Origin of the sequence: Cyanobium sp. Alchichica 3B3-8F6 (assembly GCF_024346435.1) — a bacterium.
In the GTDB taxonomy this organism is placed as follows: Bacteria; Cyanobacteriota; Cyanobacteriia; order PCC-6307; family Cyanobiaceae; genus Cyanobium_A.
On the sequence record NZ_JAGQCZ010000001.1, the window covers coordinates 88,036 to 103,878 of the forward strand.

At 68.5% G+C, this 15,843-nt stretch carries 14 protein-coding genes; 12 read left to right on the plus strand and 2 right to left on the minus strand.

Annotated features, from left to right (window positions below):
• Positions 1-7 precede the first annotated feature (7 nt).
• From KBY65_RS00555 to KBY65_RS00605, 11 genes are all read left to right on the plus strand, one after another.
• Entirely contained in the window at positions 8-1,033 is a 1,026-nt protein-coding gene (locus tag KBY65_RS00555) for a ligase-associated DNA damage response exonuclease (RefSeq protein ID WP_198953859.1), read from the plus strand.
• Positions 1,034-1,035: 2 nt separating this feature from the next.
• The gene (locus KBY65_RS00560) at positions 1,036-2,670 is read left to right on the plus strand and encodes an ATP-dependent DNA ligase (RefSeq protein ID WP_255000078.1); all 1,635 of its coding nucleotides are present in this window, start codon (positions 1,036-1,038) and stop codon (positions 2,668-2,670) included.
• 76 nt (positions 2,671-2,746) lie between these two features.
• Positions 2,747-3,496 (plus strand): methyltransferase domain-containing protein, encoded by a 750-nt coding sequence (locus KBY65_RS00565; protein WP_255000080.1) that lies wholly within the window; start codon positions 2,747-2,749, stop codon positions 3,494-3,496.
• Positions 3,489-4,676, plus strand: coding sequence for an NAD(P)/FAD-dependent oxidoreductase (locus tag KBY65_RS00570; protein WP_255000082.1), 1,188 nt, complete (start codon positions 3,489-3,491; stop codon positions 4,674-4,676). Before KBY65_RS00565 ends, KBY65_RS00570 begins: the two co-directional genes overlap by 8 nt.
• Positions 4,667-5,773 (plus strand): type III polyketide synthase, encoded by a 1,107-nt coding sequence (locus tag KBY65_RS00575; RefSeq protein WP_255000083.1) that lies wholly within the window; start codon positions 4,667-4,669, stop codon positions 5,771-5,773. The genes KBY65_RS00570 and KBY65_RS00575 overlap by 10 nt, the downstream gene beginning before the upstream one ends.
• The gene (locus KBY65_RS00580; RefSeq protein WP_255000085.1) at positions 5,770-8,346 is read left to right on the plus strand and encodes a ligase-associated DNA damage response DEXH box helicase; all 2,577 of its coding nucleotides are present in this window, start codon (positions 5,770-5,772) and stop codon (positions 8,344-8,346) included. The genes KBY65_RS00575 and KBY65_RS00580 overlap by 4 nt, the downstream gene beginning before the upstream one ends.
• A 23-nt stretch (positions 8,347-8,369) precedes the next feature.
• Positions 8,370-10,451, plus strand: a complete 2,082-nt coding sequence (locus KBY65_RS00585; RefSeq protein WP_255000086.1) for a CHASE domain-containing protein — start codon at positions 8,370-8,372, stop codon at positions 10,449-10,451.
• Positions 10,444-10,938, plus strand: coding sequence for a gamma-glutamylcyclotransferase (locus tag KBY65_RS00590; protein WP_255000087.1), 495 nt, complete (start codon positions 10,444-10,446; stop codon positions 10,936-10,938). Before KBY65_RS00585 ends, KBY65_RS00590 begins: the two co-directional genes overlap by 8 nt.
• 111 nt (positions 10,939-11,049) lie before the next feature.
• Positions 11,050-11,664 (plus strand): glutathione S-transferase family protein, encoded by a 615-nt coding sequence (locus KBY65_RS00595; RefSeq protein ID WP_255000088.1) that lies wholly within the window; start codon positions 11,050-11,052, stop codon positions 11,662-11,664.
• A 9-nt stretch (positions 11,665-11,673) separates the two neighbouring features.
• Positions 11,674-12,342 carry a ligase-associated DNA damage response endonuclease PdeM gene (gene pdeM, locus KBY65_RS00600; RefSeq protein WP_255000090.1) on the plus strand — a complete coding sequence of 223 codons (669 nt, stop codon included), beginning with the start codon at positions 11,674-11,676 and terminating at the stop codon, positions 12,340-12,342.
• Positions 12,303-13,790, plus strand: coding sequence for a hypothetical protein (locus tag KBY65_RS00605; protein ID WP_409996601.1), 1,488 nt, complete (start codon positions 12,303-12,305; stop codon positions 13,788-13,790). The genes pdeM and KBY65_RS00605 overlap by 40 nt, the downstream gene beginning before the upstream one ends.
• Here KBY65_RS00605 and KBY65_RS00610 read toward each other — a convergent pair whose 3' ends face one another.
• Positions 13,791-14,228 (minus strand): CBS domain-containing protein, encoded by a 438-nt coding sequence (locus tag KBY65_RS00610; RefSeq protein ID WP_094559441.1) that lies wholly within the window; start codon positions 14,226-14,228, stop codon positions 13,791-13,793. It lies immediately after the preceding gene.
• Between the two features lie 78 nt (positions 14,229-14,306).
• Between KBY65_RS00610 and KBY65_RS00615 the strand changes: the two genes are divergently transcribed.
• A complete protein-coding gene (locus KBY65_RS00615; protein ID WP_255000091.1) occupies positions 14,307-14,846 on the plus strand; it encodes a CDP-alcohol phosphatidyltransferase family protein in 540 nt (179 codons plus the stop codon).
• On the opposite strand, the gene ppk2 is transcribed toward KBY65_RS00615, so the two are convergent.
• Positions 14,837-15,766: a polyphosphate kinase 2 gene (gene ppk2 / locus KBY65_RS00620; RefSeq protein ID WP_255000318.1), complete on the minus strand. Its 930-nt coding sequence runs from the start codon at positions 15,764-15,766 to the stop codon at positions 14,837-14,839. The two genes, KBY65_RS00615 and ppk2, sit on opposite strands and share 10 nt — an antisense overlap.
• Positions 15,767-15,843: the final 77 nt, after the last annotated feature.

Below are 15,843 nucleotides of genomic sequence, written 5' to 3' on the forward strand. Positions count from 1 at the left end.
AGTTCCCATGCCTCTCCCCCCCGCCAGCCTGCTGGAGCTCACCCCCCAGGGGCTCTACTGCCGGGCGGCCGGGGCCTGGATCGACCCCTGGCGGCCGGTACCCCGAGCCCTGATCACCCATGCCCATGCCGACCACGCCCGGCCCGGCTGCCGCGAATACTGGGCCATCGGCGCCAGCGAGGCGATCCTGCGGCAGCGGCTCGGAGCCAGCATCAACCTGATCCCGGTGGACTACGGCCAAGCGCACCGCATCGGCGACGCCAGGGTGTCGTTTCACAGCGCCGGCCACGTGCTCGGCAGCGCCCAGATCCGTCTGGAGGCTGGCGGCGAGAGCTGGCTGGTGAGCGGCGACTACAAACGCTGCGCCGACCCCAGCTGCACGCCGTTTGAACCCGTACAGGCTGATGTGTTCATCAGCGAGGCTACCTTCGGACTGCCGATCTACCGCTGGCAGAGCGGGGCCGCGGTGGCCCGGGAGATCCTGGCGTGGTGGCGGGCGGCGCCGGAGCGCCCCTCGCTCCTGTTTGCCTATGCCTTCGGCAAGGCCCAACGGCTGCTGGCCGAGCTGGCCGGAATCGGTGTGACGGAAGAGGTGCTGCTGCACGGCGCCGTGGAGGCGCTGATGCCCGCCTACCGCGAAGCCGGTGTGGTGCTGCCGCCCACGCAGGCCGTGAGCGCCATCGCCAGGGGCGAATCCCTGGCCGGCCGGCTGGTGATCGCCCCGCCCTCAGCCCACCGCTCGCCGTGGATGAAGCGCTTCAAGCTGCCGCAAACGGCGTTTGTGAGCGGCTGGATGGCCGTGCGCGGCGCCCGCCGCCGCCGGGGCTATGAGCGCGGCTTCGTGATGAGCGACCATGCCGACTGGCCCGGCCTGATCGCCAGCGTGAACGACAGCGGCGCCCGCCAGGTGTACGTCACCCATGGCAACAGCGATGGCCTGGCCCGCTACCTGCGCGAGGTGGAGGGGATCAGCGCCGAGGCGCTGGAGGGGGGCCATGGCCCCAGCCGCGAAAGCCCAGACCCCGCCGCCTGACCATGCGCCGTTTCGCCGCGCTCTACAGCGAGCTCGATGGGAGCAGCGGCACGGGTGCCCGGGTCGCAGCCCTGGCCGCCTACTTCGCCAGCGCCGATCCGGCCGATGCCGCCTGGGCCCTGCACGTGTTGCTGGGCAAGCAGGGCAAGCGCCTGATCACCGGACGGCGGCTGCGCCAGATCTGCCTGGAGGGCTCCCCCATCCCGGAATGGCTGTTTGACGACTGCTACGCCCACGTTGGCGACTCGGCCGAAACCATCGCGCTGCTTTGGCAGCCCTCCGACCAGGAGGCACGGGCGGACCGACCCCTCCACCACTGGATGGCGGAGCTGTTACCTGCCGCCGCAGCCCTGGACGGGGCCGCGCAGGCCGAAGCCGTGCGGCAGCTGTGGCAGGGCCTGAGCCCCGGCGAGCTGCTGGTGGCCAACAAGCTGCTCACCGGCGGCCTGCGGGTGGGTGTGGCCCAGGGCCTGGTGCTGCGGGCCCTGGCACGCCTGAGCGGCCTGGAGGAAGCTCTGTTGCAGCACCGGTTGATGGGGGGCTTTGAGGCCAGCGCCGAGGTCTTTCTCGCCCTGCTGGCCCCAACCGACCAAGGCGCAGCGTTGCCCAGCCGGCCCTATCCGTTTTTTCTGGCCGCACCGCTGGAACTCCCCGACGGCGCCGCGCCCCTACCCGGCCCCAGCAGCGCCTGGCTGGCGGAGTGGAAATTCGACGGCATCCGCGGCCAACTGATCCGCCGCAGCGGCGAGAGCTTTCTGTGGAGCCGCGGCGAGGAGCTGATCAACGCCGCCTTTCCGGAATTGATCGCGGCGGCCGGCTGCCTGGACGAGGGCACCGTGCTCGACGGCGAGGTGCTCGTGTGGCCCCAGGGCATCGAGCGCCCGGCCCCCTTTGCCCAGCTGCAGCGTCGCCTCGGCCGCAAGGCACCGGGCCGCAAGCTGCTGGCGGAGTGCCCGGCCTGCTTTGTGGCCTACGACCTGCTGGAGCGAGGGGGCGAAGACTGGCGCCCCAGGCCCCTGAACCAACGCCGGGCCGCCCTGGAGGAGCTCCACCAGCAGCTCCAGCAGACGACACCAACCCCGGAAGCCAGGCTCCTGCGCCTGTCCCCCCGACTCCCCCTGGACAGCTGGACACAGCTCGAGCCGCTGCGCCAGCAGGCCAGCACCGCCGCCGCCGAGGGCCTGATGCTCAAGGCGCTGGCGTCGCCCTACCTGGCCGGCCGCAAACGCGGCCATTGGTGGAAGCACAAGCGCGATCCCTACACCCTTGATGCGGTGCTGCTCTACGCCCAGGCCGGCAGCGGTCGCCGCGCCAACCTGTTCACCGACTACACCTTCGGGTTGTGGAACGGGGAGGGCGAACTCGTGAGCTTCGCCAAGGCCTACTCCGGCCTCGACGATGGCGAGATCACAGCCCTGGACCGCTGGATCCGTCAGCACACCAGCGAGCGCTTCGGCCCGGTGCGGGCCGTGGAGCCGCAGCAGGTGTTCGAGCTGGCCTTCGAAGGGCTGCAGCGCTCACCGCGCCACAAGAGCGGCCTGGCCGTGCGCTTTCCCCGCATCCGCCGCTGGCGCCACGACAAACCGGCCTGTGAGGCCGACACCCTCGCCAGTGCCCTGGCGCTGCTGCAGCCCTGAGGCACCGCAACATCGATCGCAACCTGCCCATCATGGGCTGACTCCCTCGGCTGAGCCCATGCCCACGGCTGCGCCCATGCCCTCCGCCACGCCACCGGGCCAGGGCCTGCAGCGGCGCGATCGCCAACCGGAGGTGATGGATCAGCCGGGGTTGGATCCGGCCGAACACGCCCGTGCCCTGGCCGGGCTGCGGCGCATCAATCGCATCAGCGGCCTGGCGGCGAGCCTCCTGGCGCCAATCGCGGCCCTGGCCGAGCGTCGCGGTGGCGCACCCCTGCAGGTGCTGGAGCTGGCCTGCGGTGGCGGCGACACCGCCATCGATCTGGCCCTGATGGCCCAGCGCCGAGGCCTGGCCCTGGAGCTGCGCGCCTGCGACCTCAACCCAGAGGCGGTGCGAATCGCCGAGGCCAATGCCCAACGGCGCGGCGCGCCGGTGGAGTTCTTCTGCGCCGATGCCCTCGCCGCTCCCCCAGCGCCGGGCGAAGCCGACGTGGTGTTCTGTTCGCTGTTTCTGCACCACCTCCCCGACGCCGATGCCGAGCGGCTGCTGGCGCTGATGGCCCAGCGGGCCCGCCACCTGGTGCTGGTGAACGACCTGATCCGCAGCCGCGTGGGTTATGCCCTGGCCTGGGCCGGCACCCACCTGCTCAGCCGCTCCTGGGTGGTGCACACCGATGGGCTCCTCTCGGTGCGCGCCGCCTTTCAACCGGCGGAGGTGCTGGCGATGGCCGAGCGGGCCGGACTCGCTGGAGCCTCCCTGCAGCGCTGCTGGCCCGAGCGTTATCTGTTGCGCTGGGAGCGTGGCCTGGAGCAAGGCCATGGCTGAGTTGCAGCATGCCAACGGCTGGGATGTGGTGGTGGTGGGGGCAGGCCCGGCCGGTGGCCTGGCGGCCCTGGATCTGGCCCAGCGGGGGCTGCGGGTGTTGCTGGTCGAGAAGCGGGCCTTTCCCCGCTGGAAGGTGTGTGGCTGCTGCCTCAATGCCCAGGCCCAGGCGGTGCTGGCGGCGGTGGGGCAGGGCCAGCTGATCGAGAGCCAGGGTGGTGTGCCGCTGCGGCGGCTGCAACTGGGCCACCGGGGCCGGCAGGCGTCACTGGCCCTGCCCGATGGCCGCGCCCTGTCGCGGGAGCGGTTCGACCAGGCCCTGGTGCAGGCGTCGATCACCGCAGGTGCCAGCTTCCGGGCCAGCACCACGGCCCAGCTGGGCCCGGCAGACGCCACCGGACGGACCGTGACGCTGCACGAGCGCGGCAGTCGCCAGTCCCAATCGGTGCGGGCCAAGGTGGTGCTGGTGGCCGCCGGCCTGGCCCAGCGCTGCATCCCCGCCGGCGAGGCCGGTGCCCCGATCATCCAGCGTCACTCCCGGATCGGGGCGGGCTGCGTGCTGCCGGACGCGGCGGCCGCCTATCCGTCCGGCCGCATCCACATGGCCATCGGCCGCGAGGGCTACGTGGGCCTGGTGCGGCGCGAGGATGGCCAGCTCAACCTGGCGGCGGCCTTCGATCGCCAGGCAATCCAGTGTCCTGGCCCAAGCAGCAGCAGCGGTGCAGCCGCTGCAGCCCGAACGGTGCTGGCGAGCGCCGGCTTCCCGATCCCGATGGGGCTGGAGCAGGCGCGCTGGCAGCTCACCCCCGCCCTCAGCCGTCGCGCCGCGGTGGTGGCTGGCGAGCGCTTTCTGGTGCTGGGCGACGCGGCGGGCTATGTGGAGCCCTTCACCGGCGAAGGCATGGCCTGGGCCCTCACCGCCGGCGCTGCCGCGGCGCCCCTCGTACTGGCGGGGCTGGAGTGCTGGAGCCCAGCCCTGGAGCGCCGCTGGCAGCGGGAGCTGCGCCAGCAGATTGGCCGCCGCCAACGGCTCTGCCGCGGCCTGGCCCTGCTGTTGCGCCAGCCGGGGGCCACAGCCCTGGCCTTTGGCGTCAGCCAACACCTGCCGGCCGTCGCCGAGCAGCTGGTGGCCCAGCTCAACCATGTGACTGTCCCCTCCCTGCAGGTGTCGCCATGCCCCTGAGCATCCGCGGCATCGGCACCGCCACTCCGCCCCACCAGCTGAACCAGGCCGAAGCCATGGCCCTGGCGGAACGGGTGAGTGCCGACAACGGCAGCCGGGCCGCCCTGGTGCGGCGGATCCAGGGCCGCACCCAGGTGCGCCAGCGCGGCAGCGTGCTGGCCACGGGCAACGCCAACCAGCAGCCCAGCGACGAGCGGCTGCCCTTCTACGGCAACCAGAGCCCCACCACGGCCGCCCGCATGGCCGCATTCGCCGACCATGCCGCTCCTCTGGCCCTGGACGCGGTGCGCGGCGCCCTGGCTGATGCGGCGATCGAAGCCCCCCGGATCACCCATCTGATCACCGTGTGCTGCACGGGCTTCCAGGCGCCGGGATTGGATCTGGCCCTGATCCACCAGCTCGGCCTGGATCCGGGGGTGCAGCGCACCCACGTGGGTTTCATGGGCTGCCACGGTGCCCTCAACGGTCTGCGGGTGGCCCAGGCCTTCGTGGAGGCGGATGCCGAGGCGGTGGTGCTGCTCTGTGCGGTGGAGCTATGCAGCCTGCACCTGTATTACGGCTGGGATCCGGAGAAGGTGGTGGCCAATGCCCTGTTTGCCGATGGGGCGGCCGCCCTGGTGGCCACCGCCAAGCCCGCCAACCCCAGCCCCTGCCCTGGCTCCCTCCTCAACCTGCTGGCCACTGGCTCCACCGTGATCCCCCACACCGCCGACTTGATGCACTGGCAGATCGGCGACCACGGCTTCGAGATGGGCCTCTCCTCGCAGGTGCCGGAGGCGGTGGCCGCCCAGCTGGGTCCCTGGCTCGAGCACTGGCTGCACCCCAGACACCTCCGCCTGGCGGAGATCGCCAGCTGGGCAGTGCACCCCGGCGGCCCGCGCATCCTGCAGGCCTGCGCCGCCGCCCTCCAGCTGGAGCCCCACCAGATCGCCACATCCCAGGCCGTGCTGCAGGAGCACGGCAACATGTCGTCGGCCACGATCCTGTTCATCCTCGATCGCCTGCGCCGGGCGGCGGTTCCCGGCCCGTGCCTGGCCCTGGCCTTTGGGCCGGGGCTCTGCGCCGAGGTGGCCCTGCTGGAGCTGGCCGCTGCATGACGCTGTCCATGGCGCCGATCGAGGCCTGGTTCAGCCAGCAGGGCTGGACGCCGCTGCCCTTCCAACGCCAGAGCTGGCAGGCCTACCTGGAGGGCAGGAGCGGCCTGATCCAGGTGCCCACCGGCTCCGGCAAGACCTATGCCGCCGTGATGGGTCCGATCGCCGAGATGCTCGCCGTGCAGGGGGCAGACACAACGCAGCGCCGTCTCCAGGATTACGTACAGACCGTACAGAAACAGGGAGAGTCTGAAAACAACAAGCGCCCCCGACGCACCACCACACCCCAAACCAACATCCAGGGCCTGCGGCTGCTCTACATCACCCCCCTGCGCGCCCTCAGCCGCGATCTCGCCCTCGCCATCCAGCAACCGATCGAAGCCATGGGCTGGCCGCTGCAGGTGGGCATCCGCAATGGCGACACCGCCAGCAGCGCACGCACCCGGCAGCTGCGCAGCCCGCCCCAGATCCTGATCACCACCCCGGAATCACTGGCGCTGCTACTGGCCAATCCCAAGGCGACGGAGCTGTTCAGCGGGCTCCAGGCGGTGGTGCTGGATGAGTGGCACGAGCTGATGGGCAGCAAGCGCGGCAGCCAAACCGAGCTCTGCCTGAGCTGGCTGCGGCGGCTGCGGCCCGGCCTGCGCACCTGGGCGATCAGCGCCACGATCGGCAACCTTGAGGAAGCGGCTCAAACCGCCCTTGGCACTGGCCCCGAGCCCTGCCTGATTACGGCACCGATCGCCCGGGCCACGGCGATCCGCAGCCTGCTGCCCGAGAGCATCGACGGCTTCCCGTGGGCCGGCCACCTGGGCCTGCGCATGTACGAGGAACTGGTGGCGGCGCTGGAGCCCGGGGTGTCCACCCTGCTGTTCACCAACACCCGCAACCAGGCCGAGCGCTGGCACCAGTGCCTGCGCTATGCCTGCCCGGAGATGGAGGGCGCCCTGGCCCTGCACCACAGCGCCATCGACCGGGCCGAGCGCGAAGCGATCGAGGCAGGCGTCAAAAATGGGGCCCTGCGCTGGGTGGTGGCCACCAGCTCCCTGGATCTGGGCGTCGACTTTCAGCCGGTGGAGCGGGTGGTGCAGATCGGCTCGGCCAAAAACGTGGCGCGGCTGTTGCAGCGGGCCGGCCGCAGCGCCCACAGCCCCGGCGGCACCTCCCAGGTGCTGTTCATGCCCACCCATGCTCTCGAGCTGCTGGAGCTGAGCGCCCTGCGGCGGGGCCTGGCCGCGGGTTTGGTGGAGGAGCGCCGGCCGCCAACGGCCCCGATCGACGTGCTGCTCCAGCACCTCACCAGCCTGGCCTGCGGGCCGGGCTTCGAACCGGCCCAGGAGCTGGCGGCGGTGCGCACGGCCTGGAGCTATCGGCAGCTCAGCGATGCCGACTGGCAGTGGTGCCTGCGCTTTCTCGAACACGGTGGCGACTGCCTCGGCGCCTATCCCCGCTACCGCAAGCTCGAGCGCGATGGCGATCTCTATTTCGTAAAGGAAAAGGCGATCGCCCGGATGCACCGCCTGCACATCGGCACGATCACCGCCGACCGCGCCGTGACGGTGCGCTTTGTGCGCGGCGCCGTGCTCGGCCACGTGGAGGAGGCCTTCATCGGCCGGCTCAAAGCCGGCGATGTGTTTTTCTTTGCCGGGCGCCAGCTGGAATTCGTGCGCCTGCGCGAGATGACGGCCCTGGTGAAAGCCACCACCAAAAAGAGCTCCACGGTGCCCGCTTGGGCCGGCGGCCAGATGGCCCTCTCCGATCTGCTCAGCCAACACCTGCGGGCCGAGGTCGACCGCTGTGCCCGCGCTCTGGCGGGAGACACCCACCTCGACAGCCCGGAACTGCAGGCGCTGGAACCCCTACTGCAACGCCAGGTCCAGCTGTCGCGGCTACCCCGCAGCGAGGAGTTTCTGGTGGAGGTGTGCCGCAGCCGGGAGGGCAGCCATCTCTATGCCTATCCCTTTGAGGGCCGCTTCGTGCATGAGGGCCTGGGCTTTCTCTGGGCCTGGCGCCTGGCCCGCGAGCAACCCAGCACCATCACCGTGTCGGTGAACGACTACGGCTTCGAGCTGCTGGCCCCGAAGGGCTACCCGTTTGAGGAGCTGTTCGACCTCCACGGCGATGTCCTGCTGAATAGCACCAACCTGGAGGCTGATCTGCAGCAGGCCGTCAACCTCTCGGAGCTCTGCCGCCGCCGCTTCCGGGCCATTGCCCAGATCAGTGGCTTGGTCCGAAACGGCTATCCGGGCCAGTCCAAATCGGGCGGCCAGCTGCAGATCAGCGCCGCCCTGCTGTTTGATGTGTTCAACCGTCACGAGCCCGACAATCGGTTGGTAGCGCAGGCCCGGGCTGAGGTTCTGAGCGAACAACTGGACCTGCCCAGAATCACTGGTGCCCTGAAGCGGCTGCAACGCTGCACATTGCAGCTGGAGCGCACCCCCAGACCCGGCCCCCTGGCCTTTCCTCTGCTGGCGGAGCGCCTCAACAACCGCATGAGCAATGAATCCCTGCTGAGCCGCCTGGAACGGCTCCGTCAGGATGCCGAACGGGTGGAGACAGGGATGTCTAAGGTCTAAAAAAGCTCGTCAGGATTGGCCTTGTGCGGGTACGGCCCCGAATCCTGATCCGGCAGCTCTTCGACCTGGGGCGGCGGCAGCGTCCTGTGGCCCTGCTGCCGGTGCTGGTGCTAGCGGGGGGGCTAATTCTCACCATGGCCGTCTGCGAGCAGACCCGGCGATTCGGCGTCCAAAAGCACCTGCGCGCCGAGACCACCCTGCTCAACAACGTGGTGGATGCCGTACGCAGCAAGCTGGAGGCCAACATCGCCTTGCTCGCCGCTGTGGTGGGGCTGTTCAACGCGTCCAAGGCGGTGGATCGCCAGGAATTCACCACCTTCTACGAAACCGTCGCCTTCAACACCGCCCAACTCAAGGGCGTGCAAGGCGTGGGCTTCGCCCGCTGGATCCCGGGCGCCCAGCTACCGGCCTATGAGGCACGGATCCGCCGCGAAGGGTTTTCCAATTTCCGTGTGCAGCCGCCGGGCCGCCGGGCCGACTACAGCGCCATTGAATTTCTTGAACTTTTCGACTGGCGCAACCAACGGGCGTTCGGTTTCGACATGTATACCGAGCCCGTGCGGCGGCAGGCCATGCAGCGGGCCTGGCGCACCGGCAATGCCAGCCTCACAGGCAAGGTGCAACTCGTGCAGGAAACCCAGGAGGACCTGCAACGGGGCGTGCTGATTTATCTGCCGATCTATGCCGATCGAGGGCAAGTGCCGGGGTCCAACCAGCGGGAGTTGCTGGGTTGGGCCTATTCCCCCCTGCGCATGAACGACGTGGTGAACAGTGCCATTGCCGGCATCAATAGCCCCGACATGGCCGGCACTGGCGTGGTGGTGATCGACGGCGACCAACTCGATGCCAACCGCGTCCTATTCGACAACCTCAAGCTGTTGCGCCGCAACCAGCTGCGTCATCCCAGCTACGAGACTATCGAGGTTGCTGGGCGCACCTGGCTGGTGGGAGTTCAGCTCGCGCCCCGACTGGTGGGGCAGAACGGCATCGACAATGCCTATTGGATGAATCTGCTGGCGGGGCTGGGCAGCAGCCTGGTGGCAGCCCTGCTCACCCGAATCCTGGTCAGCAACCATCTCGCCACCCGTGAAGCCCTAGCGATCAGCGAAGCCGCCGCCCAGGAGCGGGCACTGGCCAGCACGGTGTTTGAGGAGAGCGGTCAGGGGATTGTCGTCAGCAATCCCGAAGGCCGGATCCTGATGGCCAACAACGCCTTCACCCAACTCACCGGCTACCGCATTTCAGAAATCAAGGGGCAGCGCACCAGCCTGCTCAAGTCGGGGCGCCACGACAAGGCTTTTTATCAGCAGCTATGGGATCAACTGATCCACAAGGGCTTCTGGGAAGGCGACATCTGGAACCGGGTGCGCAGCGGTGAAATCCGCTGCCATCACCTCAGCATTTCCACCGTCCGCGACGACGACCTGGAGCCCCAGTACTACGTGGGGATGCTCCAGGACGTGACCGAGCGCCAGCAGGCCGAACAGGCCGTGCGCTTCTTGGCCCAGCACGACACCCTGACCGGATTGGCCAACCGCTCGATGATGATGGAACAACTGGAGCGCCATCTCGCCCTGGCCAAGCGCCATGGCCATGGAGTAGCTCTGCTCTATCTCGACCTCGACGGCTTCAAGCCCGTCAACGACCGCTTCGGCCACAACGTGGGCGACCGGGTGCTGCAGCTCGTGGCCGAACGCTTTCGCAAGGTGATCCGCGAAGGCGACCTGCTCTGCCGGCAGGGAGGCGATGAGTTTGTCGTGGTGGTGCCGGAAGCGGGCAGCCCGGACGAGCTCATGGGCATGGCCTGGAAACTGGTGGAAGCCAGCAGGGCCCCCTACAACGAGCTCGATCCCAGCATCAACATCTCCGCCAGCGTCGGCATCGCGCGGTATACCGAGCACGGCAACAGCTGCGAACAGCTGTTGGCCGCCGCCGACAACGCCATGTATGCAGCCAAGCGCGCCAAAATCAGCCCTGTCCAGCTCTGCGACGGGCCCCAGCCCCTGCCTGAGCAGGCTTCAGGCCTGCTCAAGCCGCTTGACGATCACGGCCATCAGCACCAGGGATCCGGCCAAGGCGATCAACAGGGCAATGGTCATGACTGAGGTGGCTGCATGTAGGGCGATTATCCCCGGCCAAGGCCAGGGCATGGCGGGGCAGGAGTCGTCCATGGTGCTGGAGTCGTCCATGGTGTTCGTCTACGGCAGCCTCAAACGCGACCAGAGCAACCACCACTGGCTGGCTGGGGCCACCTGGCTGGGTGAGGCCAGTCTGGACGGCGTGCAGCTGTTCGACCTGGGGCCCTTCCCAATGGCCGTGGAGATGGAGGCGGGAATGGCGCCATCCCCAGAGCTCTCCAATCCGCTTCGCGGTGAGCTTTACCAAGTGAATGGATCCACCTTGACGCAACTCGACCAGCTGGAAGGGGCCCCGCGGCTGTTCCAGCGCCACTGGCGCTCGCTCCGCGATGGACGCTGTGCCTGGGTGTATCTGGGCCGTGCTGCCCAGGTGCGCCATGTGCCGCAGATCCCCAGCGGTCATTGGAGCGGGCCGCGCCTGGCTCGCTGGCGGCGGGCTGAGCCAATGGCATGAGCCTCACCACCGCACGTGTGATCCTCGGACTCGGCGAGGAGCCAACCGGCCGGAGAAGGCCGCAACCAGCCTGCAACCGAGAATCAGGGGCAGCAAGCACAACAACACTCCATGGGCTTGACGCTCTACGGCGGCGCCCGCAGCCGTGCCTCGATGCCCCGCTGGTATCTGGAGGAGAAGGGCATCCCCTACCAGTGGATCCAGCTCGACCTGGAGGCCGGTGAGCACCGGCAGCCGCCCTTCACCGCCATCAACCCCTTCGCCAAGGTGCCAGCGCTGGTGGATGACAGCCTGCGGGCGCCGGGCGGGGAGCCGCTGCAGTTGTTTGAAAGCGGAGCGATCCTGCTGCACCTCGCCGACCATCACGGCCAGGATTTCAACGGCACGGCTACGGAGGTAGCGGCCCAGCGCGCCCTGGCGACCCAGTGGATCCTGTTTGCCAACGCCACCCTGGCGGTGGCCCTGTTTGTGCCGTCCAACCGGGAGCGGGAGTTTCCCCGGCTGATGACCGTGCTCGACGGTCTGCTCGCAGAGGAACGCTCCCTGCTGGCCGGTCCCTGGGGCAACCCCACCTGGACCGTCGCCGACTGCGCCGTGAATGCCTACCTGGCCTACCTGCCGATCTTTTTCCCACAGGTCGATCTATCGGCCTACCCCAACGTGCAGGCCACCATCGCCGCCACCCAGGCGCGTCCGGCCTACCGGCGGGTGATGGGGCTGGCGTGAGGGGGATTGATGGCCACTGACAGCCCCCTCTTCACCTGGCAGGGTCAGGTGTTGCAGCTGGTGGGAGCCCCGGCGGTGTGGGAGCCGCAGCACCGCACCCTGCTGGTGGCCGACCTGCACCTGGGCAAGGCGGAAACCTTCCAGGCCCACGGCATCCCCCTGCCCAGCGATGGCGACGGCAGCACTCTCAACGCCCTGCTGGATCTGGCTCACCGCTGGCAACCCCAGCAGGTGGTGGTGCTTGGGGATCTGATCCACAGCCGCCTAGGGCTCACCGCCGAGCTGCGAGCCAAGCTGGATGCCCTCCCCGAGCTGCTCGGCTGTCCGCTCCGGCTGATCGGAGGCAACCACGACCATGGCAGCTGGATCGCCGGGCTATCGCAGGAGCCCTCCCAGGCGCTTGGACCCTGGTGGCTGAGCCACCAGCCGGAACCGCGGGCTGGATTCCTCAACCTCTGCGGCCATCTCCATCCGGTGGCGGTGGTGGGGCGGGGCGCTGATCGGCTGCGGCTGCCCTGTTTCAGCTACTGCATGCGCCAGGAGCGCCTGGCCCTGCCCGCCTTCGGTCGCTTGACGGGAGGCCATCCCTGCTCCCAACGTGATCAGATCTGGCTGGTGGCGGATGGCGCCGTTGTGGAGTGGACGCAAGCAGCCCCCAGCAACACCCCAACCGCCTGACCCCTCTGCCTGAACGCACCGCGGCGAGACGACCGCTGTGGCAACGCAAGCGGTCGCTGGTGGTGGCCGTGCCAGTGGGATTTCTCAGCTTTCTGGTGGCGATCGCACCACCCCTGACGGGCCCCAGGGCCGGAGCACCGCTGCTCACCAGCGCCGACGGGGTGCCCTTCCGCTATCAGCCCGACGACAGCGTCTATGCCCTCGATTTCGATCCCCGAGAGGTGAAACTCCAACTGTTTGAAGGCTGGGACCGGGAACAGGAGGCCTTCGCCGACCGCCAGGCCCTGGCCTTCATCTCCGGGCCGATGTACGAGCGCCATGTCGATGAGAGGGGGCGGGAGATCACGGTGCCCCTGGGCGACATCAAGCTGGGCGATCGGATCTGGCGCGGCCGCAACCGCACCGCCGCCCGCCAACGGGCCTTTGTGGGGATCCGCCGCGATGGCGGCGTGGAGTTCGGCTACGGCGAACTCACGAGCGAGCGCGCCCAACGCTTCGACAGCTTCATCGGCGGGTTGCACAGCGTTTACAACGACCTGGAGCAGCCCCCAGCGGCCTACAAAGGCGCGTACAGCATCTCGATGGGGCAGCAGATCCGCTACTTCCTGCCCCGGATCCGCATGGTGATCGGCCTGCGCCCCGACGGCCGGTTGGAGGCGCTGATGAGCCGAGATGGCCTCACCCTGGAGCAAACCCGCTCCTTGGCACGTCAGCGCGGGCTGCGGGCGGCCTACCTGCCCGACCACGCCTCCAAAAGCCGCTTCATCATTCCGGGCCAGAAGGGCTTCAGCGCGGCCGATGCCAACTGGATCAGCGGTGGCGCCACCAGCTTTGTGCACGTGCCCTACCTGCTGCGGCTGAGCCGGCGTGCCATACCCCTCCAGGGATCGCTGCTGGCCGGCCTGGCGGGGCGCACGGCGGCCGAGGGCTGCGGCAATCCGTTTCAATGCGGCCAAACCCTGGGCGGCCAGCTGGTGGACCGGGCCCTGGCCGGCTTCAACCGGCTGATGGAGCAGGGCGTGGAGCCCATTGCCCAGCTGATCTGGGCGCCCCTGGGGCCCAAGGATCCCCTGCGGGCGCGTGCCAAGGCGCCCCTGCGGGAGCCACCGATCAGCGCCGACCCCCTGGCCCTACGGCAACGCCAGGAGCAGGCGGGCGCCAGCCCGGTGATCACCGAGGTGGAGCTGGAAACCCTTGGCCTGCCCGCCGACCTGCCCCAGCCGCTGGTGCTGCCGGAAGGCGCAGCGCTCACGGATGGCGACGATCTCCTGAATGGGAGGGGGACCGCAAACCTGGATGTCCCTCAGCGCCAGCCCCAGCAGCAGTCCCAGCAGCAGGAGGCCCCAAGCGGTTCAGCCGCTGGTGCAACAAGCCTTGCAACAGACCCTGTTGTGGTGGGGGGACAGCTGCCCGGGGCGCCACCACCACCGCCTCTACCGCAACCCTGATCAGCCCGCCGCCGCCAGCGCCCGCACCACATCGCCACGGGTGAGCACACCCACGGGGTGCCGCTCGCCATCGAGCACAAACAGGCGTTGGGTGCTGCGCTCATGCAGCAGGCTCGCGGCAGCCGGCAGGGGCAGGTCGGCGCTGCAGGTGTGCACCTTGGCATTCATCACCTCGCCCACGGTGCTGCCAAGCACCTGATGCACCTCCTTGTCCCAGTTGAGCGGGTTGCGCAGGTAGATCACCGCATCGAGCAGCATCACGTAGGGCCCGGGCTGGAAACCGCTCTCGCGCACCATCAGGTCCTGCTCCGTGAGTTCACCCACGAGCACCCCCGCCCCATCCACCACCGGCAGGCCACCGATGTGGTGCTCGCTCATCAGCTGAACGGCCTCCTGGAGGGGGCTACCGGCGGTGACGCTCAGCACCGGGGCCGACATCACGGCGGAAACCAGCTGTTGCACCACGGGCCAGCACTCAAGACTGGAGCCATTCTGGGGCCGAGCCTGGCGAGCACCATGACGACACAAGGGATCGAGCCATGGAAACTGCGCCGCCTGGCCGATGGCCTCACCGTGGGCCGCGCCCTGCTGGGCCTGCCGCTGATCCTGGCTCTGGCGAGCAACCAGCTGGCCCTGGGCTGGTGGCTGCTGCTGCTGGGGGGGCTGAGCGACTGGGCCGACGGCGTGCTGGCCCGCCGCGCCGGTGGCGGCTCGACCTGGGGCGCCCGACTCGATCCCCTCACCGACAAAATCCTGATCGCCGCCCCCCTGCTCTGGATCGGGGCCGTGGGCCTGCTGCCCCTTTGGGCGATCTGGCTGCTGTTGGCCCGGGAGCTGCTGATTTCCGGCTGGCGCAGCGGAGCCACAGGCGGCGGCCCCGCCTCCCGGGGCGGCAAAGCCAAAACGATCCTGCAGTTTGGGAGTTTGCTGCTGCTGCTCTGGCCCTGGAGCGGCGCCGGCTGGGCCCAGCTGATGGGTTGGTGGCTGTTCTGGCCGTCGCTGCTGCTGGCGCTCAGCTCGGCCTGGGGCTACCTGCGCAAGGCCGATCAGCCATAAACATTGGGCACGAAAAACTGTTCATTCAGTGGTGGGCGTTGGTAATCGCCCACGCTCTTGCGCGGTGGCAGGTCGATCGCCTCGGGGGTCATGTCGACATAGGGAACCTTGCTGAGAATGTGGCGGATGCAATTGAGCCGGGCCCGTCGCTTGTCATCGGCCTCCACCGTGAACCAGGGAGCCTCAGGAATGTTGGAGCGGGCAAACATGTCGTCCTTGGCACGGGAAAACTCCACCCAGCGATCCCGAGATTCCAGATCCATCGGACTGAGCTTCCAGCGGCGCGCCGGATCCTTGAGCCTTGAGCGAAAGCGCACTTCCTGCTCCTCATCGCTCACCGAAAACCAATACTTCAGCAAGGTGATGCCACTGCGCACGAGCATGCGTTCGAATTCCGGACAGGACTGCATGAATTCCTCCACCTGCTCCGGGCTGCAGAAGCCCATCACCTTCTCCACCCCGGCGCGGTTGTACCAGGAGCGATCAAACAGCACCATCTCGCCGGCAGCGGGGAAATGTTCCACATAGCGCTGGAAATACCACTGGCTCTTCTGCTGGTCTGAAGGGGTGCCCAGGGCCACCACCTTGCATCCACGGGGATTCAGCGGCTCCGTCACGCGTTTGATCGTGCCGCCCTTGCCGGCGGCATCACGCCCCTCAAACAAGATGATCAGGCGGTATCCGGTGTGCTTGATCCAGTACTGCATCTTCACCAGCTCCACCTGCAATCGGGCCAGCTCGTTTTCGTAAATTTTGCGGTCCAGTTTCGGAGGTCGGCCCTCGGAGTGGCTCGAAAAGTCGTCCAAGATCGGCGACGGGTGGTAGCGATCGCTGCCGTTTCCAGCGGCATCTGCTGACAAAGTTTTCTTGTTGGTCGATTCAGCCCGTTTAACCTGTTTCTTGCCTTTCTTCTTTTTCATTTTCTTAGACAGCAGCTTCAACTTCGGCGACGGCATATCCAGAGCGTTGGAAGCGGCCTCCGAACCCATCTCAGAAC